This is a genomic window from Psychrobacter celer (assembly GCF_016107555.1).
Taxonomy (GTDB): domain Bacteria; phylum Pseudomonadota; class Gammaproteobacteria; order Pseudomonadales; family Moraxellaceae; genus Psychrobacter; species Psychrobacter celer.
In genome coordinates this window covers 191,333-210,823 of record NZ_JABASU010000002.1, presented here as the reverse complement: position 1 = coordinate 210,823, position 19,491 = coordinate 191,333, and the positions used below count along the sequence as shown (strand labels likewise).

Below are 19,491 nucleotides of genomic sequence, written 5' to 3'. Positions count from 1 at the left end.
TTGAATTTATGAATAACTAAGCCTGATTTTTATAAAGCTCTAACGCACTGTTTAAACGTTCAAGAATAACTTTCTTCAGCCCCAATGGTTCAATGACAACGGACAATTGCGACATACTAACCAACCAATCTTGCAGACGAGTAGTATTAGCAACCGTAGCGCTGACTTGACGCCAAGTGTCATCGATAATAGTAATTTGCTGATCTATCGATAATGGGCGTTCATAAAGATGCTGACAGGCATATTTCTGTACTTTTAAAACCAAATTGATTTCAATATTTTTACCAAACTCTAGCTTGCCCAGCTTCTGTAAGCTCTCTAATGTAAAAATGTCACGCCCTACCCAGTCAGGTATTGGCTTATCTATGACTACTGCCTCGATAATACGATTGACCGCAAAGTTGCGATGCTCCTCTAGCAGTTTATTATCATCGATATGATCATCTGCTGGATTAAAGCCTGTGAGATAGATCATATTGTCAATAAAGATCATTCCTTTAGGATACACCACTCTTTGAGTTGGTTTTTCTTCCCATTTATTTTGATAGCTTATTCGTAATTGACGATTCTGTAGCAGAGCCTGATGAATAATTCCAATCACCTCACTATCAAGCTTTGGCGCTTGCACAATACTAGGCAAGGTGATGAGATGATCTTTCCATTGTCCTAGCGGACTTTGATGGAATTTGTCTTTATCTTGACGACGTAGTTGAGTAAGCTTATCTGTAATCCCTTGTTTAAAAGAAAATGGTAGATAGTTTGCAGTATATTTATCCAGCATCTCCCAAAAAAACACGGTTTGCTCGTTAATAGCATCGATGCTAAAGCTCGGTTCAATATAAAACCGTGCTGTCTTGCCACTGATATTCTTGCCCCATGCTGGCACTCGGTTTAAGGCGTCACTATAGAAGATATCGTTAAAGATTTGATTTAAGCCAATCAGATCGTTCTCTAGGTTTTTACGCTCATTTGTATAATTATCAGCATTATCACCGTAGTTTTGCATAAGCTCTGTCAGTGACATAGCATCCGCTTCACTCCGAGGCAAGCATTGATATAAAGCAAATAGACGTGCTGACTTTGTGTAGTTGGCGATAGGATGTGTAGGCATAGTAGCTTCTCTATTAGACTGATGAAGTGACAAACTCATTATTAAAATACAGGCTCAATCAAAACGAACCAAAATCGCGGTGCCATTATCATAAGCATTACCCTCAGAGTTATAGACCTGATCTTTAAGCGTGCTCAACCAAGCTTGTAAATCGGTTTCAGCACTGACAAGTTGCCAATGACGACTCGGCACCAAATCATGAATACCATCCGTACAAACCAAGAGACAGTCGCCGCTATTAATATTAACCATACAAGAGCTGCCTTCTGGCGCTTCACTGCTTAGATAACTGTCATCAGCCGTCAATGCAAAGCACTCTGTAATGCTATATAGACTACCCGCCATACCTTCTCGGTTATAGTCAGCCAACTCTGCTTGGCGACCTTGCTCTTGTGCTTTCTGGTCAATGAGTTCGTTCAATAGATTATGGTCGCGAGTCAGGCACTGCCACTGTGATGCACCTTTCGATAACTGATAAACACGACTGTCTCCCACATGCGTTATCGTTGCCTTTATGGTTCCATCACCAATTAACTCTCCAATAACCATCGCGAGGGTTGCTGCCGCGCCATGACGCCTAGATGAATGCTTGGTTTGATTAATCAGCTGATGAATATTATCTGAAGTAATACTCTTCTGATCGTTCCATAACCGTCTGATTGCCTTTACCACTGCTTTTGAGCAGTGCTGCGAGTGATTAGAGCTTGCCACGCCATCAGACACTGCTAGACAGAATGGCGCCGCAACTGGTGTCACTGCCATCACACCTAGATCTTCCTGATACCAATTATCTAAAAAGAAAAAAGCGTCTTGCTGCAGGTTGTTACTAGCATTCCCTAGAAAGGTAATTGCACAGGCTTGGGCGATAGATGAAGTTTCTGTTGAAGGAAAATAATTTGAAGAAGCAATCATGATGGTAGGCCTATATGTTTGTCATAGAGGCTAGTATATCTGACTACCTGTAAACCTATTTTCTAGGTTACATTTACTGTGATTTTCGTTCAAATGAATTTTATTTTTAGATTGAACTAATGTTTGTATAAATAATAGATTGTTGCTAATATGCAACCCTTTTATTTTATCGGATATATGTTATGTATCAGAACAAATTTCTCCTGTTGAGTACCAGCTTAATAGCATTGGCAAATCTATCAGGCTGTACTGAAGTAGGTACATTAACGAAGGATTTTAGTACATCTATTGGTCAAGGTGTCTCTACCATAGTCAAAGATATTAACGCCAGCATAAATACACCTACTTCATTAAAGTCTCAAAATCAGAATGCTGCTTCAATTCCTCCGACAGATATGGTTTTTTTAATGGGTTGGATGGAAGATGGTTGTCAAGGTAGCATCGCACCATATAACAAAATTTCAGATCGTTATTATGCTTTTAAAGATACGGTTATTGATATGGATAACTCACGTGCCAAGCCTTATTCACAATGGTCACCAGAATATCGTGATCAGATTCAAAATGTTATAAAAAGTACAGATGGATCCTATGTAACTTTCTCACTGCCATTGAAGAATGCCTATTATAGAAAACAACCTTTAAAAGCTATAGAAATTGGCTACCGTGAGGAAACTGAAGGCGCTCATGCGAAATTAGTTTTTACTCAATCTGCGAACGTTACCGCAGTTGTCTCAAACTTTAAAACTCGCAAAGTCGAAGGTATGGGAGGTATGTACAATAGTGGAGCTACCTATAACGCTGAAGAAAAAAGTCTAAACTGTGAACTTTAGGCCAGTACTCATTAAAACATATAACGAGAAATTCTAATTTCTGACGCATCTTCATTAAAAATTTGTTTATTAAAACATATATTCCTACATCATTATTGTGTTTTGAACAAACAATATTAGAAAGTAAAAAGGACCACTAGGATGTTACGAAAAAAGGTGATTACCTTAACAGTTATAACAAGTCTCTTATTTATTGGTTGTAGTAAAAGCGAGTCTGTTCCAAGTACTAGAAATGCTAACGAAGATATCAGTATCAAATCAACCAACGTAGAAAATGCGTCAAATATAGAGCCAAATATAGAAGTAGCATCAGGAACGGAAGAGACATCAACCACAGACCCTGTTTCTAAACTGGTTCAATACGTAGTCCCCAATGGTGAGTACTCAGAACAATGCGGGTTCAAAAACAACGAAGGTAAAATCGTTGTAAAAGCAGAATATGATTTCTGCGGTACGTTCCATGAGGGCATGGCCTATCTACTCAAAAAGAATCTAAAGTCTGACTCTGACGGAGGCTATTACCTTGGATACACTAATAGCTCAGGTGAGCTTGTGATTCCAGTGAATATTGAAGCAGATTATGGGTGGATGTTAGATGCTAGAAACTTTAGCGAAGGCTTGGTCGCTATTTTAAATAAAGACCAATGGGGATATATGGATAAAGAAGGCAAAACTGTAATCCCCTTTGACTTTGACAGCGCTAGTGACTTTGCTAATGGCATTGCCACAGTATCCAAAGACTATAAATATGGTGCGATTGATCGTTCTGGTAAAGCGGTACTTGAGTTTAAATACAGCCACCTTGGTGATTTTAAAGAAGGCCTAGCATCCTTTAATCCAATGAATTCAGATAAGCAAGGTTTCATCAATACGAAAGGTAAAGAAGTCGTTGCCCCAATTTGGGATCAAACAATGTATTTCTCTGAAGGACGAGCTGCTGTTGCTAAAGGCGACTATGAAAATGCCAAGTGGGGATTTGTTGATACCTTAGGCAAAGTCATCATTGAACCTCAATATGATGGCGTCTTTGTAGATCCAGGTGGGGACTCTCCCGATGTCATCGGTGGCTACTTTGAGAATGGTACTATAGATGTTTATCAAGAGGGCGAAAATGGACAGATAACGGCTATTACTATTGATAAAAATGGCACAGAGCTGAAACGTAAAGACTATGCCAGCACCTTAGATGTACTAGATTCAATGTATAACTAGACTACAAGAAAACCTCTAAAGTATTTAATTGTTTAGAGCTCTATTCTCATTAAATAGGAATAGTCCTCTAAACCTTTTCTGATTTAAGCCCTTATTTGCTAAGGCTTTACCAGAAACTACCGTTCGTCGGATCGATATTTAGATGCCAAATTAGTCGATATAATTCCAAATACAAATCGAGACCAACAGAAACTTTAATTACAAGGAATGCAACTCATGACTTTATCCCCTACCCGTTTGCTACCTCTAGCCGCTGTACTAACCTTTGCTATATGTATCCTTCCTGCCCAGGCTTACGTAGATAACTGTAAGCCGCCTAAGACAAATTATGCTGAAACTGCTTGTACCGCAGATAGCAAATACTTTATCGGGTACAACTCTGATTATAGTGTTAGAACCTTATTAGATGAGCAAGGCAGAGCGCTAGTAAGCTCAAAAGGCTATGACGATGTAGACTACTACGGTATTAGCAATGGCGTCTTTGCAGTAATGAAAAATAACAAAGTCGGCTATATGAATACCCGAGGTAAGCTTGTGGTACCAGCTATCTACGATACTATGCGAGACCCTAATGATAAATACGATGAGTCATGGTCTGAGCCCGTATCTGACGGTCGTATATTAGTCTCTAAAAACGGCAAACTGGGTCTTATCGATACATCAAACAAAATTGTCATGCCCTTCACGAATAAATATTCTTCTATAGAGTCATTTAGTGAAGGTATGGCACCAGTAATGTCAAGGTCTTATAAATGGGGCTTTATTGATAAAGATGGTAAGGAAGTTATTAGGCCTCAGTATGACGGTATAAATGGTAATTTTGGCGGCGTCTACGGTTTTTCTCAAGGCTTAGTTGGCATGAAAAAAGGTAAGAAATGGGGCTATATTACTAAAACTGGTAAAGTCGCTGTACCTTTCGTATACGATGAAATACGTCCGTTTAGTGAAGGTCTCGCCGGGGTATTAAAAGATGGTAAATGGGGGTTTATTAATGGTGCAAATAAAACTGTGATTCCTTTTAAATACTCTGATAGTAATGTCGAACGATATAGTTCTAACTTTATGGGGGCCACTTATTTTATTTTTAATGAGGGTACAGCCCAAGTTGCGACCATCAATCAGAAACAAATATGCATCAATAAATCGGATAAAAAGATAGCCTGTCAATAGATTGATACTGCTTTAGCAGCTCAAACCACTTCTATCAATCTGTGTCTTTAGTATCACTATTTAATATCTTTTTAATTTTAAGGAACTTTTTATGCAGGCCAATCATATTTTATCTATATTCGCAATAAGTAGCTTAATGGCTATATCGGGATGTTCTCAAACCCCTTCGATGGAGGAAAAGACAGACATCACTACTCCTGAAGAATCAGCTCCTACAGCAGTAGTCGCTATTGACTCAACGGCTATTACTGAACCTGTAGCAGAGACTGAAGAAGTAGAAACTGTCGAAGTTATTGACGAAAACCCTCCTAGATTTGCTAACGTTACTGACTATTTAGCATTGAAATCTAATACAGATTGGAGTTGGGATTTGCTAGCAGATACTCCTGACATTAAGGAATGGTATAGCAAAACGCCTACCAAGAACGAATATTCACCCGAGGATCCTAGTTATTCTATTAGAGGAGGTCTTGACGATTATGGTGGCATGGTAGTTTATGGTACCAAAAAGCAGCCAGAGATAATAACTATTGGTTCAGGTCAAGCGGTTATGGAAGATGAGACTGGAAGCGCTGTATATAAACTCGAAGACATATTTAGAGCCAGCGAGCTTACCCGAGTGAAATCGAACTGCGACACAGGCGAAAACGAGCTATTTTCACAACAATTTTATAAATGGCAAAAGCCAGGGTATCAACCGCTTTATATCTACTCAATCATAGATCATGCCAATGCAGGTACCTCAAGTGATGTTGGTATTGCCAAAAGCTTGGATAAGTTCTTTGAGTCTGATTATAGTAGCGCCCTTATGGACTTAAGAGCTTTAGATGCTGACTATAACGATATTATTTGCACCTTTGATCTTTAATATCTTTTTAATTTTAAACTAACGGAATGAATTATGAAATCGAAAAATACGTTATCTGTGATGGTTATTAGCAGCTTTATAGCATTATCTGGCTGTGCTGAAAGCAAAACGATAGGTAGTACCGTGGGGAAAGGAGCCTTAAGTCTTGTTGATAGTTTTGCGACAGGTGTACAAAAAGGTATCGATGAATCTTTCTTAGGTAATAAAAATAAAGCAGTAAGCTCTGCCAACAATGCCAAAACGTCTACCACCATCGCCCCAAAAGCATCAAACACTATTACAAGTAAGGATATGGTTTATTTATTCGGCGGAATGGAAGACGCTTGCTCAGGTGAAAACCCAGCTTACAACGGTGTAAGGAAAAACTTGTCTGAGTTTACCGCAAGCTTTCATGGTAAAAAAGGGTATGATAATTTTGTCAAACCTAGATCTGAATGGTTACCAGAATATCGTGACATGATCAAAGAGATTACATATAGAGATTTTTACGATAATGAACTGTCCGGTGATTTCGGTGAGTACAAAGTGATATTCGAGGACGGTGTAAAATATCGTGGTCAGCCTTTAGAGCAGTATACTTACAAATATAGAAGGGAGTCGCACGGCGGCGTTGAAAGCCTTAAATTCTCATCTAGCGCCAATGTAATGACCATCTGGCCAAATTTCAAAACCCGTACTGTGGATAACTGGGGAGACATGATAAACATGGGCGCAGTCTATACACCACAAACGATGACTGTCGCCTGCTACTTTGAATGAATTGTAATTTGAAAAACACTGTTTCTATTGAGGATAGTATAATGAAAAAAGTTTTAGCAAGCAAAGGTGTAAGCAGTGTTGCATTCCTAAGTTTATTCCTTGCGGCTTGTGGCGGAGGCGGTGGTTCTGATGGTGATTCTGATAAAAACAAGACAACGCCGCCGCTAGTAGTAGAAACACCAACTGACCCAGCGCCGTCCGATCCAATACCAACTGATCCCTTACCTACGGATGCAGTTGACCCAGAACCTACTGACTCAATTGATCCAGTTGAAACGGATTATACGCAGGTGACTATTAGCTCTTTAGGCAACCAAGAGCAGTTGGGTGCTAGTTTATTAGCCTCTAATATGATTAGCCTTAACCGTCAATCGTGTGGTCTTGGAGGTGTTTCTCATGATGAAGAATTAGCAGCCATCTCTCGCAAACATGCGATGTATTTACAATACTTGTATTCAAATGGCAAAGTAAATTACAACCCACATTACGAGCACAAACTGGTAGGATTTGAATCAATATCAGGTGACGCTAACCCTTACTTTACAGGCGGTACACTTACTGAGCGCATCAAAACCGCTGGTTACACAGCGCCAGGTCTTGTAATCGCTGAAAATATCACTCAAAAAGAGTCGTTTAACTCCAATGGCATGGTTAACACGCCAAATCGAGAAGCTAAGGACTTTATCAAAGCTTTGTTTGCTGCACCTTATCATTTGCAATCGCTTGTTAACCCAAGTTTTGATAAGACAGGCACAAGTGTTATTACTTACACACCATTTGGCAAAAGCGAAACTTTATCTAATGGATTTGTGTTGGTTAATAGTTCGTCTGGAACAACAACCAATACAAACTACCCTGAAAACGGGTTAATAACATATCCTTGTGAAGGTGTTATAGACACCTCTACAGCGTTATGGAATGAATCCCCAAGTCCGGTAGCGGGTACAGGTCGAAACTTGCGTACAGATCCTATTGGGCACCCAGTTTATATATTTGCACCAAAAGCAGATAAAATCAAAGTTAGTAATATTAAGTTTTATGACACCGTTCGCAAGACTGATGTGCCTATTGATTTGATTGACAATGAAAATGATCCTCAAAAAGGCACGGTATACGATCTTCCAGAGAACAAAGTGTTCATTCTACCAATTACCGATAGCTTGAATAGTTGTGGCGTTACCTCTTCTAAAACAAACTGTGGCCTTTATGCTAATACTAAGTACACAGTAAGCTTTGATTTGTTGGTTGATGATAAGACTTTGCAGAAGAAGTCATTCAGCTTCACAACAGGCGATACAAATTACTAAGACTTAACCGCCCCGAATTGTCGGCGGCTCAACTTTCTGAGAGTATATGACAAGACCGGGGCGGTTCAGCACCAATGGTTACAAGAAAAAAGACAGTTAACCACTAAGAATGCCAGTATTACTAAGGCGATTGATTATTGCCTAAAACGTTGGCAAGCGCTGACTTGTTATTTGGATGATGGGAGGTTGCCGATTGATAATAATTGGGCGGAGAATCAGATGCGCCCATGGGCACTTGGGCGTAAAAACTGGTTGTTTGCCGATTCGCTACGAAGTGGGCAGCGTGCTGCAAATATTATGTCAATCATTCAATCAGCTCGCTTAAACGGCTTGGATGTGTCTGCCTATTTGACAGACGTGCTAAGACGCCTGCCTACTCAAGAGGATCTAGATGAGTTGTTACCTCATCTCTGGATGCCATAGCAATAGGGGATTGTCGGATGCTTACCAACCAGCCACACAAAATCACTGAGCAAATAGAAGGCGTACCTGTCTCTTCACTTCTAGAACCTCTACAGCCTGTCTGTCAGCTATTGATTGATCATAATTTAGCACTAATGCAAGAGCATTTATTGCAGGATGCTATGGTAGAGTGGAGAGAGCTTAAGTTGTAGGGTTATGTTTAGCGCAAATGATGAACGCTTGGGCTATTCAAAAGATGCTTCATCGACAGGTGGATAAAACGGCTTGCCCCAATCCTGCTCAGGATGATTCATCATAATGTCCGTTATCAAAGGCAAGAAATCGCCTAAAATATTGACAGCATCTTTAACCTGCTTACGATTGACCGAGCTTGCATAAGTGGCGCCGCCATGCACGATTTGGTTGCGTATGGTATAGAGGCGATCAAATACAATAGTCAGCAAGCGATCGGTATTATTTTTATTACTTAAATACTTCAACGCTTGTTTTTTATCTTTATCAAAATCCTCTTCCCAAGCCTTTTGACTAAAGCTGCCGTTTTGATATTGCCAAAATGGCGTGAAGGCATACTGATTATTCAATAGCGTACGAATAGATTGCGGATACCGGTTCCAAATTAAGTCGTAAAGTCTTTCATGTGTATCGTATTTGCCGATTTTCCTAATGAAATCCTTAAAGGAGGATTTATCAGATATGCCGCGGCTTTGACTGAGTGGTAACTCATCAGCGTACAGAGCGTTAAAGCCGATCCATAGGGTGACAAACGCCAAATCACTTTCTTCACTTTGTGCCAACTCATTGGCTTTAGCCAGCCAGCTTATCGCTCTATAGGTACGAAGTGAAAAACCATCATCTACCTTGTCTTTATTATCTACATGCTTTTGTTTAAGATCGTTGATAGTGACATCCATAAGTCATCCTTAGTATTAAAGTCAAACATAGTTAAACTAACTTCTCATTTCACTTAAGTGTATCAGAGATATCGTCCCATATATAAAAAACAGATAATGGTTAGGTCATACTACGTCACTATAAGACGCTTTAAGCCTACGTTGTATTTCTTATCCTAATTTATTCTGCTAGCCTTGTGTTTTCATTACAGCTTTTACTAACAAGGTTAAATAGCGTGAATAACAACTCCTCCGATATCATCAAGCGTCAGTTGCTGATCATTCAGCTATTACTAGAAGGCAATTACGTCTCCACCCGGCAAATACAAGAGCATTTAGCCACACATAGTATAAAGACGAAGCTGAGATCTATTCAAAGAGATCTTCTGACACTCGAAGATATTCTACCGATCGAATGTCGTAAAGACGATAAGCCCTATAGTTGGCGCTGGCAAAAGCTGAGCAATACTAGACATAACCAATTAAGCCTTTCACAAGCTATTGCTTTAAGACTTGTTGAGACTGAGCTTAAAGGAGTGATACCGACTGACTTATATGACAGACTTGAGCCTTTATTTATTAAATCACATTTCGTCACTGGCTTGTCACAGATAGAGAATATAGATAAGCTGACTTCAACCAATATGCTAGATCTAGAAAAAGATACTAACCTAGAAAACAAGAAAAGCTTACGTGCATCTCCAAAATCTTCTATCATCCCTGTCTCGCCTCTTATAAATCTTATTATGAACTTACGTGTGAAACTTGAACAACGTAAGAATATAAAAAAAATAGTTCAGAACTTAAAGTGAGTAACTCTGAAGAATTGGATGATTTACTTGAAGATGAGGAGAAACAGCTTATAGAACGCCTTACTGCAAACTTGCAAGAGAATAACTTAAACTCCGTGGCTAAATTACTAACAGAGTAGCAAGTTTTTAAAGCTATTTAAATCTCTTTTAATAAGGTATTGATAATTAAATAAATAATAAAAACTATAGGTAGTTAATGTCGACACTATACTCTAAGTGCAATGTTAAATTTAAAAAACCACCCCAAATTGCTCTGTATCTTTAAGACTGAGTCAACTATAGTATGTTCTATAGATATCACATAACAACTAAAGACCTTTTAAAATACGCAAGCTGCTCCTAATATCTTATCAAGGAATATGATGAATAATACGATAAATGCAAAAGCTGAAGCCTTACCCCTATCTATAAAAGAGCTGTTTGATATTCCCATCATAGATGGTAAGCCTTTAGACTTTGCAAAGATGCCTTTTAATCACTTAAAAAAAGCGAATAATATAAACTATCGCTTTTATAGAATCTCAGAGATTGCCGAGAGTGGTGCTTTCCAATACCGCGCAGCTATGGCAAATGTCATCTCCTGCTTAAGTGCTAGTAATACCTCTTTAATCTATATGCTATCTGGTAAACCATCTGGCATTGATCTTTACATTGGTGTTGCTGATAGCAATAGCATCGTACAAGATAGTCGATTGCTAAAAGATGCCTTCAAAGGTAACTTTTTAGGAGCTAAATTAAACCTCGTCAAAAGTGATGATCAAGAGCTACTTTCAATATTCGAGAATAGCCAACACTTAGGACTTGTGACTGGTGTACCCGCCTTTAATGAGCATGAACAGAACTCGGACGGGGAAGACTTTCAAGGTATTGAGCGATTAGTAAACAGCTTGAGCGACTCTACTTGGCAGATGGTTATTGTCGCTCATTCTGGTGATGAACAAACCATACGTATGACTCTATCTCAGATTTATGAGCTATCCACTCAACTATCAGCCCATACCAAGCATTCTATTCAACAATCTGAAGGATCAGGGTGGAATAAAAGCAATACGATAGGTACATCAGAAAGTACCACTTCAGGTACCTCAGACAGTCAAGCTAAAGGTAAAAATAAAGGCGTCAGTCAAAGTAAAGGCTCTAGTGATGGAGAAAGTGGTAGCAGCTGGAGTAAAAGTAATAATAAAGGACAGTCTACTTCAGATGGCACTTCAACAACCAATACATACGGCAAGTCATCATCTAAGACAAAAGGCGGCAGTGAATCTATTGCTAGTGGTGACTCTGGAAGCACAGGTGTAGCACTGACTCGAGAACGTGTAGATAAGCGTATTGAGCAAATCCAAGGGCATTTAAATGACACGCAAATCGATCGCTTTCGTCAAGGCTTGAGTAAGGGCATGTTTCGCACGGCCATATATTTAGCCGCAGATGACAGCTCAACCTATAAGCGACTATCGCGTAGCGTATTATCCATATTTCAAGGTAACCAACCGGCCTTTACTCCCCTAACGGTGACAAAATTATCGGATAAAACGATATCTTTGACGGATGTACTACAAATTAGACAAATCAATGCTACTAGCTTTATTAAAGATCAGCTAAACACAGCGATTGTGCATAGTATCCCTCAACAAAATGCGCAACACCTCTACGCAGCGACTTGGCTCAATACTAAAGAGTTATCGTTACTAGCAGGTATGCCTACTCTTGAACTGCCTGGTCTCAAAATCCGTAAAAGTGTGTCTTTTGCCGTAAACACTAGCAATGAGAACAAAGGTAGAACCATAAAACTAGGTAACATCATCCAAAATGGGCGTACCTTGGATCATAAGCCTGTTGATATTGCCTTAAAGACGTTAAACAAACATGTCTTCATCACTGGCGTTACTGGTGCGGGTAAAACGACTACTTGTATGAAGCTACTACTTGAGTCTCAATTGCCTTTTATGGTAATTGAGCCGGCCAAAACTGAATACCGCGCTTTGTACACACAAGATCAAGATATTGAATACTATAGCCTAGCCCGTGAAGACCTATCCACATTTAGACTCAATCCTTTTGAACTTTTATCTGAGCGTCAAAACCTCATGGGCCATATCAGCATGCTCAAATCCACCATGACAGCTGTGTTTCCTATGGAAGCGTCCATGCCTTTTATCGTAGAGAATGCCATCATCGCCGCTTATCAAGAAAAAGGCTGGGATGTCGCGACCAACAGCAACTATCTGGTAGATGATCCTTGGACCACTAATGAGAATATTTACCCTACCTTTAGTGATGTCATTGATAAGCTTGAAATGGTTATTAAAACCGCTGGTATGGGTAAGGAGTTTGAAGAGAAGTACCTTGGGTCGCTAGTGTCACGCTTAACGTCTTTGACCACTGGGATCAAAGGCACCATGATAGATACACCACGCTCTATCAATTTTGATAAATTACTAGATAAAAAAGTCGTCATTGAGCTAGAAGAGCTCAAAGATGAAGAAGACAAAGCATTTTTTATGGGACTGATCCTAGGCAGACTGGCTGAATGCGTCAAGCAGCGTCATCGTCGGCAGCCAGACTTCCAGCATATGACTTTAGTAGAAGAAGCACATCGTCTTTTAACCCGTCCTGAGCCTGGCGCTGATGGCTCTAAGAAGCTTGGGGTAGAGATGTTTGCTAATATGCTTGCAGAAGTACGTAAATATGGCGAGAGCTTAATCATCGCCGACCAAATACCTAATAAATTAGTCAGTGACGTCATAAAAAACACCAATGTAAAAATCATTCATCAGCTATTTGCTGCTGATGATCGCAATATCATCGGTGATGCTATGGGTCTAAATGACGAACAAAAAGACTTTCTACCTATGCTCCAGCCTGGAGAGACTATTATATATTGTGGCGGTTGGCATGCTCCTGTTAGAGCACAAATCGAGCAGATGACCAATACCAACGCTGCTGAAATAGATGAAGAGCAACTCAGACTAAAAGGCAAGATACAGCTGTGGTCGCAGCGCCTAGTACTCTACCCGCTCCTGAGTAAACACTCACAGCTTCATAATTCAACTCAACTTTCACGGTTTATTAATCAAGGTCGCAAAACAGTCAATATGCTCATTGGTTTTAGCCGCTCTCTACCTGAAGGTATCAAAAAAACTGATGATCTAAAGACTATGAATAAGCGTATCGCCACTCAACTTTCTGCTAGTATAGAAAAGATGATGGCAAATTTCGATATAACCAGTGAGGTATTGGCCGATATGCTCATGGATCTCATGCTAGATAGTTGTGCCTTGGACATTACTGAAAGCACACAAGAACTTCTGAAACACAGCTTACCGCTTATCACAAAATCTCTATCAGAAAATGAAGCCAAATTCTTAGCTTTAGTATGCTCAGATAAGTTAGAAAATATGAAAACCAAGCAACTCTTTGAAAAGAATGAAGGTCAGAACCTAAATACCTTAAATACGATTTAATGAAATATTCATCGAGAATAAGGAACAGATATGGGATTTTTCAGTTCAATAGGTAATATACCCACAAGTGCTTTTAGCTCTGCTATATCTGAAATAGAAGTAGTAAAAGATAAAACGGAAGACAGCCTTGAAGAAAAAGAACTAACAACAAAAATTGCTTTAGCAAGAAAAGAGATTGAAGAGTTCTCTTTAGAGCCTGATGATGATTTTTTTAATGACACAATTAATGACAATAAGGATTAGTTATGGTTTTTTTTAGTTCAATAGGCAGTGCGATTAGCAGTGGTTTTAGCGCAGCGGTTTCAGTAGTATCTACTACATTGAGTAGTATTGGTAAATTTGCTGTAGAGATTGCGCCAAAGATCGCAGGACAACTGGGAACAGTAGGGCTCGTCATTCAAGCCATCGCCACAATCGTCGGGCTCTTTAACGCGGATGAAAAAGTAGAAGAGATGGGTGATAGAGCGATGCAAGCATCAGAATCAGGGATTCGTCCTGAGAATTTTGATAGCTTCGATGAATATATGGACTCTATCCGCGACTTCGATCTTGACCCTGAGAAGTCAAAGTCTTACTCCTCTGAAGCCAAAAAAATAGCAGGTATTGGTATCGCTTGTAAAGGCATCGAAGACAAGTTTCAGTTACAGTCTGGCGCTATGGGTGCCATGACTGTCTTAGTAGCGAGCAATCCAGATTACTTTAATAGCGAACGCGTCTCTAACTGGCTACAGACTGGCGTCGATATCGCCAACGTCGTAGGCTACTTCGACAAAAAACTCAGTGCAGGTGAGAATGTCGATATTATTGATGATATGGTCAAAGCTGAGCAAAATATCAGCGATAACTCTGATCAAGAGACTTATACAGAGATTTTGAATACTAAGGACGAGCTATATCAAAGTATTGAGAAAGACAATAATTAGTGGCTTTGCTAGTCTTATTTAAAAGTCTATAGTTATCGATTTAGATGTCGGTGTTAAATGTTTAGCATCGATATCTAGATAATTTACTAATGTAGTATCTAAAGGAAAAGTTGCATGCATCAAGACAATACAGATCAAATAAAAAGTCGATACGCTCTAATACTATTGGACTCAGCTATTTTATTTGAGTATTTAGATGATAGCTGGCAGGTTTGTCCAATCAATGGTGAAAAATCCAACTCACTTCGCCATGATACCGCTGCTGCCAGTATCGCCGAAGAGTTAGATATACATGTTAATGCTACAGCGAGGCTACGAGATATAGAGCTGACTGTTATTTATGATAAGAACGCTAGCTCGCAAATTCCTCATTTATCAGCATCTCTGTTTAAACTACAATCAGAAAATTGGCAATTGCTTGCTTGGCAGTTCATTAACCGATCGCTGATCAATTCAGGTTCGATAAGCCATCAAGATAATACCAAATACGATATAGAGTATTTATCGCAAGATATATTACCCTTTATAGATAGTATGGCTTTTGGTCAAGCTCAGTATAATAAGGTACCAGTAGAATATAACGAAAAAGATATAGAAAATCCAGACGCTGTAGCGATTAAGCATGAAAAGCTAGATGCCGCTGTCGCATCCAATCGAGAGCTACAAGATGAGGTCATACGCTTACAGCATCAGACCAACGCTTTGCAAGGTATAAGTATGCAAAAGATCCTCACCTTTATGCCAGCTATATATCAAAATTTTTGGCATATCGTGAAGCCTTCTGATATTGGTTTATTAATAGGCAGTTATGATATTCCAGCCATACCGTCGCCGTTCCCAGAGCCAACGATAGATACTATACATATCATGAAAAAACAATTCCTAGCGTTACCTAAGCAAGATCAGCGCCAAATCATCGAATTCTGCCAGCAGCTTACGTATCCGCTAACTATACGTCAAGAGTTTAAAAATTTAGTCGTTTAAGCGGTCACCAAAGCTCAAGCTACTCAGACTATCGAACATCAATGGAATAAGTACCATGGCAAAAAAACACGTTGAACCTAGCGATTCCTCTAGTAATGATGCTAGCAACCATTCAAGTAGTCACCCAAATAATAATGACTCAATGAACGCATCTTCATTAAACACCTTTCCCCAAACAGACAATCAAGAGAGCAATGATTTGTTAAGAGCCATCTTAGGTACAATGCAAAGTATTGATAAAAACGTTAAGAAATTAAAGAAAATAAAAAATAAATCAAGCATCAAGCCATCTGTAGGACATAAAAGTCATGATAACGACCCTCTCAAAGAGGATCTGACAGCTACTTCCGAGCAGAACACGACTGATTTTCAAGGCTCTGATCGACAAGACCGTAAGCAATACACTGCTGAATATCAGCTTGGTGGGAGCTTGAGGGCTTACGTGGAATTACTATCTTTGATCGAAGAAGATAATGAATTATGTCAACTCGTGCTATTTAGAACAGAAGATACGTCGTCTGAAGATGCGCAAACACAAGCAGATAACGAGCAAGCGATCAAATTAGTTACTATGATAGCTAGCCTTGCTCAGTGGGATAAAGTCACAGCTATTTGGGATCTGCTAGCCGAACGTTGCAAGGCACGTCAAAGACCCGCAAATGTTGATGAGCTATATATACTAACTTCAGCCATAAATATTCATAACCTCACTTGGCGAGACAAAAAAGCCAAATTACAGTCTGTCGACTGCCCTACTCCTTTCAATTATAAATCCCATCATAGAGGCAATATTAAAGGCGAAACAATAACCGAAGAATGGTTACCTGCGCTTGTTAATCCTGGCGCTACATCGACTCTCAATGCTATCGTTTATACCGAATAACTCGTTTTTACGCTTAAGTCGCTACTAAACATATCTGTATTCAACACCAAACAAGGAACTGCCATGTCTGTAGGAAGCAAAGAAATAGTAACCGATAGTACATCAAATACGCCGACAGACTGTAATCAAGCCAATCAGTTATTTGCTGAACTATACGATACGATATATATGCAGCCGATATTAGAAATTGTAGATAGGTTGAAGTCAGAGAGTTTCTGGTGGCTTGGTGATAGCCAAGAAGTATTACTACATGTTGATTCAGGTAATTTATGGTGCGTGGATAATAAGACTGGCACTACTCTATACTCTACAACTAGCGAAGAAGTTCAAAAGCTTTCTACTTATAATAAATATGATATAACGGATTGGAAGCTGCCAACTGAAACTGCCTTAAACTCCTTCGCACAATTAGCGGGTAACCCGCTTCAAACATATGAAAAGTATGAGATAAAGAATCAAAACAATTGGTTAGCAACTGAAGATAGTCGTATAATCCATGTCTATCTGGGTGAAGGATATGCTTATGAAGGTTCTGGAGCTATCATACTGCTGAATGAAGAGTTCAAAAATAAACTTATTGAATTAGTTCGACTATTAGCAAAGCAAAATATAAAAATAATTAACGCTTTAGACCCTAATGATAGTGATGTTATTGAGTTAAGCAAACTACATAAGTTAAACTTGAAAGAGCTCTATCGTAATCTAGATTATGATCGTTGCCGTTTGCCCAAGCTTGAAGATAGACGCTTTACCGATCCCAATTTAGGGCTATGGGAAGTGGTAGGTACGACGAGTGAAGTGTTGAAAGCTACTAATATACGCGAACGAGACCCTGCGTTAGATATCAACTCTGGCAACATCGCTATCGACTTTGGCACCAGTAGCACCGTTATTGCTTTTGAAGATCAAAATGGTCGCGCTAAGCTATTGCGTATAGGCACTGATGACTACTATGCCGAGATTCAGCCTGAACATTATGAAAATCCTACTGTCTTAGAGTTCCTCGACTTCCCCGCTTTTATAAAGGCTTGGCAAAGCCTAGCCCAGCAGCCATTGGTACAATGGGACTGGGTGCGCTGCTCACATGAAGCTCTGCATACCTTCCGTAATAATGGTACTAATCCAAAGATAATTGGCAGCATGCTAACCAAGATAAAGCAGTGGGCATTGCGCGAGTCTAAGGACTTTCATGTTCGGCTTATTGACCAAGTCAATGGCTTCGAGCATGAGCTACAGCACCTGACAATGCGTAATCCTGTAAAAGGTCAGATGCTAACTGTGAATGACAGCGACCCTTTTGATCCTGTAGAGCTCTATGCGTGGTACTTAGGACTAAATATTAACTGGCGCAATCGTGGTATATTTTTAAAGTATTATATGACCTTCCCTGTTGCCTATCCCAAAGCAGTCAAAGACAAAATGTTAGCTTCTTTTAGACGTGGACTGCTCAGAAGCCTACCCGCCAGCTTGTTTGAGCATTCAGATATGATCGATAAGTTTGAGGTAGTAGAACGTGGCTCTGAGCCCATTGCCTATGCCATTTCTGCGTTATCGAAATACGATATACGTCCGGAAGATGATGATTCTATAGCATATGCCGTATTTGACTTCGGCGGTGGCACTACAGACTTCGATTATGGCTATTATCGCTATGCTAATGACGAAGAAGATGCCCAAGGCTACGAAGAAGTGTTTGAGCACTATGAGGCTGCTGGAGATAACTTCTTAGGCGGTGAAAACTTACTTGAGAATATGGCGTATCAGGTGTTTAAACATAATATAGACAGCTGTCGCACACACAAAATCATGTTTACTAAACCTTTAGACGCTGATGGTTTTGCCGGGTCTGAGATGTTTATTGATAAAACGCACGCTGCTCATACTAACACTCTTATTTTGACCAATTTACTACGGCCTTTTTGGGAAAAAAACGACAAGCAGTCTAGCGGCGTTTTCACTGCCGAGCTGATAAACCGTGATGGTGACAAACAGAAAGTTGAGCTCTCTATTCCTTACGATGATCTCACCAACTATCTAGAAGAGCGTATATTGATGGGGATCAGAAGTTTTTTAATCGCTATGTGCAAGGCTTTTGCGCCGAATATGCCATCTGAAGTAAATATATTATTGGCCGGAAACTCCAGTCGCTCTGATATTGTCGCAGACTTTTTATACCTTGATACAGAGCAGCCTACCGATATCCAGCAGTCGCGACGCATGGCTATCGAAGCTTTGATAAGTGAAGTATTTGTTGATTATGAATATCAACCTTCACTTACAACACATGCACCCTTAGAAGTTGATGATGAGGATGAATCAAGCCCTACTGCCAAAACAGGCGTCGCTCTTGGTCTATTGAGGCTATGTCCAGGTACGAGTGTCAAGTTTGTATCAAAAAGCATGCAGCTAGATGAAGCACCTTTTGCCCATTACGTAGGCCGATCCAAACGCGGCAAGTTTTTTGTAGCAATTGAGCGCAGTGCCGAATATGACGAATGGTATGAGCTTGGTGTTCCAAGAGAACGCGTATTTAATATATATCATACACAGTCCAATTTAGCTTTTGGTAATGAGATGCCAATTGGCCATAACGAACTTTATAAGATCAGAATCGATTTTGCTGGAGATTGTGCTGATCAAAAGGTTTTTGCTAAAGCGATAGCGCCCGATACTATCGAAGTTTGTACTGCCAGAAGCATAGAGGCTATACATGCAGGTAATGCATTTAATCACCAAGAGCTTTTATTAACGATCAGTTCTTAAATAAACAGGTATTATTAACGGTCTATATTCGCTTTAATACATTGAAATTATGGGTATGAATTACGCAGCCTAATGTTAGTGTTTAGGCTGCAACCTAATCTTCCTAACCTATCAATAGAATCAAAATATGATTTACGAACTTCAAAACCACCATGGATTTACAAGTATTTTGATTGT

The 19,491-nt window shown here is 39.6% G+C and carries 17 protein-coding genes and 1 pseudogene; 15 read left to right on the top strand and 3 right to left on the bottom strand.

The window, feature by feature from the left end; translation table 11 throughout:
- Positions 1-16: 16 nt before the first annotated feature.
- Together JFC05_RS02390 and JFC05_RS02385 are read right to left on the bottom strand one after the other, a co-directional pair.
- On the bottom strand, positions 17-1,111 hold the full coding sequence (locus tag JFC05_RS02390) for a helix-turn-helix transcriptional regulator (RefSeq protein ID WP_198335609.1): 1,095 nt from the start codon (positions 1,109-1,111) through the stop codon (positions 17-19).
- 54 nt (positions 1,112-1,165) lie between these two features.
- Entirely contained in the window at positions 1,166-2,023 is an 858-nt protein-coding gene (locus tag JFC05_RS02385) for a PP2C family protein-serine/threonine phosphatase (protein WP_198335608.1), read from the bottom strand.
- A 182-nt stretch (positions 2,024-2,205) separates the two neighbouring features.
- Between JFC05_RS02385 and JFC05_RS02380 the strand changes: the two genes are divergently transcribed.
- The 8 genes and pseudogenes from JFC05_RS02380 (at position 2,206) to JFC05_RS02345 (ending at position 8,786) form a co-directional block, all read left to right on the top strand.
- Entirely contained in the window at positions 2,206-2,856 is a 651-nt protein-coding gene (locus tag JFC05_RS02380; RefSeq protein WP_198335607.1) for a hypothetical protein, read from the top strand.
- 141 nt (positions 2,857-2,997) lie between these two features.
- Entirely contained in the window at positions 2,998-4,068 is a 1,071-nt protein-coding gene (locus tag JFC05_RS02375) for a WG repeat-containing protein (RefSeq protein ID WP_198335606.1), read from the top strand.
- A gap of 216 nt (positions 4,069-4,284) precedes the next feature.
- On the top strand, positions 4,285-5,238 hold the full coding sequence (locus JFC05_RS02370; RefSeq protein WP_198335605.1) for a WG repeat-containing protein: 954 nt from the start codon (positions 4,285-4,287) through the stop codon (positions 5,236-5,238).
- Positions 5,239-5,329: 91 nt separating this feature from the next.
- Entirely contained in the window at positions 5,330-6,106 is a 777-nt protein-coding gene (locus JFC05_RS02365; protein WP_198335604.1) for a hypothetical protein, read from the top strand.
- A 33-nt stretch (positions 6,107-6,139) separates the two neighbouring features.
- Positions 6,140-6,865 carry a hypothetical protein gene (locus JFC05_RS02360; protein WP_198335603.1) on the top strand — a complete coding sequence of 242 codons (726 nt, stop codon included), beginning with the start codon at positions 6,140-6,142 and terminating at the stop codon, positions 6,863-6,865.
- Between the two features lie 41 nt (positions 6,866-6,906).
- Positions 6,907-8,172, top strand: coding sequence for a CAP domain-containing protein (locus tag JFC05_RS02355; RefSeq protein ID WP_198335602.1), 1,266 nt, complete (start codon positions 6,907-6,909; stop codon positions 8,170-8,172).
- A 69-nt stretch (positions 8,173-8,241) separates the two neighbouring features.
- Positions 8,242-8,595 (top strand): annotated as a pseudogene (locus tag JFC05_RS02350) (IS66 family transposase); the annotation flags it as partial.
- Positions 8,596-8,612: 17 nt separating this feature from the next.
- Positions 8,613-8,786 (top strand): hypothetical protein, encoded by a 174-nt coding sequence (locus JFC05_RS02345; RefSeq protein ID WP_198335601.1) that lies wholly within the window; start codon positions 8,613-8,615, stop codon positions 8,784-8,786.
- A 33-nt stretch (positions 8,787-8,819) separates the two neighbouring features.
- Here the strand turns inward: JFC05_RS02345 and JFC05_RS02340 are convergent, their stop codons facing one another.
- The gene (locus JFC05_RS02340; protein ID WP_198335600.1) at positions 8,820-9,506 is read right to left on the bottom strand and encodes a HEPN domain-containing protein; all 687 of its coding nucleotides are present in this window, start codon (positions 9,504-9,506) and stop codon (positions 8,820-8,822) included.
- 215 nt (positions 9,507-9,721) lie between these two features.
- Between JFC05_RS02340 and JFC05_RS02335 the strand changes: the two genes are divergently transcribed.
- The 7 genes from JFC05_RS02335 to JFC05_RS02305 all read left to right on the top strand — a co-directional run bounded on the left by JFC05_RS02335 (position 9,722) and on the right by JFC05_RS02305 (position 19,314).
- Positions 9,722-10,297, top strand: coding sequence for a hypothetical protein (locus JFC05_RS02335; protein WP_198335599.1), 576 nt, complete (start codon positions 9,722-9,724; stop codon positions 10,295-10,297).
- Between the two features lie 362 nt (positions 10,298-10,659).
- On the top strand, positions 10,660-13,761 hold the full coding sequence (locus JFC05_RS02330) for an ATP-binding protein (protein WP_198335598.1): 3,102 nt from the start codon (positions 10,660-10,662) through the stop codon (positions 13,759-13,761).
- Positions 13,762-13,791: 30 nt separating this feature from the next.
- Positions 13,792-14,004: a hypothetical protein gene (locus JFC05_RS02325; RefSeq protein ID WP_198335597.1), complete on the top strand. Its 213-nt coding sequence runs from the start codon at positions 13,792-13,794 to the stop codon at positions 14,002-14,004.
- A 2-nt stretch (positions 14,005-14,006) separates the two neighbouring features.
- Positions 14,007-14,684 (top strand): hypothetical protein, encoded by a 678-nt coding sequence (locus JFC05_RS02320; RefSeq protein ID WP_198335596.1) that lies wholly within the window; start codon positions 14,007-14,009, stop codon positions 14,682-14,684.
- 114 nt (positions 14,685-14,798) lie between these two features.
- Positions 14,799-15,668: a hypothetical protein gene (locus JFC05_RS02315; protein WP_198335595.1), complete on the top strand. Its 870-nt coding sequence runs from the start codon at positions 14,799-14,801 to the stop codon at positions 15,666-15,668.
- A gap of 55 nt (positions 15,669-15,723) precedes the next feature.
- Positions 15,724-16,551 carry a hypothetical protein gene (locus tag JFC05_RS02310; RefSeq protein WP_198335594.1) on the top strand — a complete coding sequence of 276 codons (828 nt, stop codon included), beginning with the start codon at positions 15,724-15,726 and terminating at the stop codon, positions 16,549-16,551.
- 63 nt (positions 16,552-16,614) lie between these two features.
- Complete coding sequence (locus JFC05_RS02305) at positions 16,615-19,314, top strand: acetate and sugar kinases/Hsc70/actin family protein (protein ID WP_198335593.1); 2,700 nt, start codon at positions 16,615-16,617, stop codon at positions 19,312-19,314.
- Positions 19,315-19,491: the final 177 nt, after the last annotated feature.

Coding starts and splice junctions, on each gene's coding strand:
- JFC05_RS02325 (WP_198335597.1), top strand. CDS start 13,792: ATGGGATTTTTCAGTTCAATAGGTAATATACCCACAAGTGCTTTTAGC.
- JFC05_RS02370 (WP_198335605.1), top strand. CDS start 4,285: ATGACTTTATCCCCTACCCGTTTGCTACCTCTAGCCGCTGTACTAACC.
- JFC05_RS02390 (WP_198335609.1), bottom strand. CDS start 1,111: ATGCCTACACATCCTATCGCCAACTACACAAAGTCAGCACGTCTATTT.
- JFC05_RS02385 (WP_198335608.1), bottom strand. CDS start 2,023: ATGATTGCTTCTTCAAATTATTTTCCTTCAACAGAAACTTCATCTATC.
- JFC05_RS02315 (WP_198335595.1), top strand. CDS start 14,799: ATGCATCAAGACAATACAGATCAAATAAAAAGTCGATACGCTCTAATA.
- JFC05_RS02375 (WP_198335606.1), top strand. CDS start 2,998: ATGTTACGAAAAAAGGTGATTACCTTAACAGTTATAACAAGTCTCTTA.
- JFC05_RS02310 (WP_198335594.1), top strand. CDS start 15,724: ATGGCAAAAAAACACGTTGAACCTAGCGATTCCTCTAGTAATGATGCT.
- JFC05_RS02380 (WP_198335607.1), top strand. CDS start 2,206: ATGTATCAGAACAAATTTCTCCTGTTGAGTACCAGCTTAATAGCATTG.
- JFC05_RS02355 (WP_198335602.1), top strand. CDS start 6,907: ATGAAAAAAGTTTTAGCAAGCAAAGGTGTAAGCAGTGTTGCATTCCTA.
- JFC05_RS02340 (WP_198335600.1), bottom strand. CDS start 9,506: ATGGATGTCACTATCAACGATCTTAAACAAAAGCATGTAGATAATAAA.
- JFC05_RS02365 (WP_198335604.1), top strand. CDS start 5,330: ATGCAGGCCAATCATATTTTATCTATATTCGCAATAAGTAGCTTAATG.
- JFC05_RS02360 (WP_198335603.1), top strand. CDS start 6,140: ATGAAATCGAAAAATACGTTATCTGTGATGGTTATTAGCAGCTTTATA.
- JFC05_RS02330 (WP_198335598.1), top strand. CDS start 10,660: ATGAATAATACGATAAATGCAAAAGCTGAAGCCTTACCCCTATCTATA.
- JFC05_RS02345 (WP_198335601.1), top strand. CDS start 8,613: ATGCTTACCAACCAGCCACACAAAATCACTGAGCAAATAGAAGGCGTA.
- JFC05_RS02305 (WP_198335593.1), top strand. CDS start 16,615: ATGTCTGTAGGAAGCAAAGAAATAGTAACCGATAGTACATCAAATACG.
- JFC05_RS02320 (WP_198335596.1), top strand. CDS start 14,007: ATGGTTTTTTTTAGTTCAATAGGCAGTGCGATTAGCAGTGGTTTTAGC.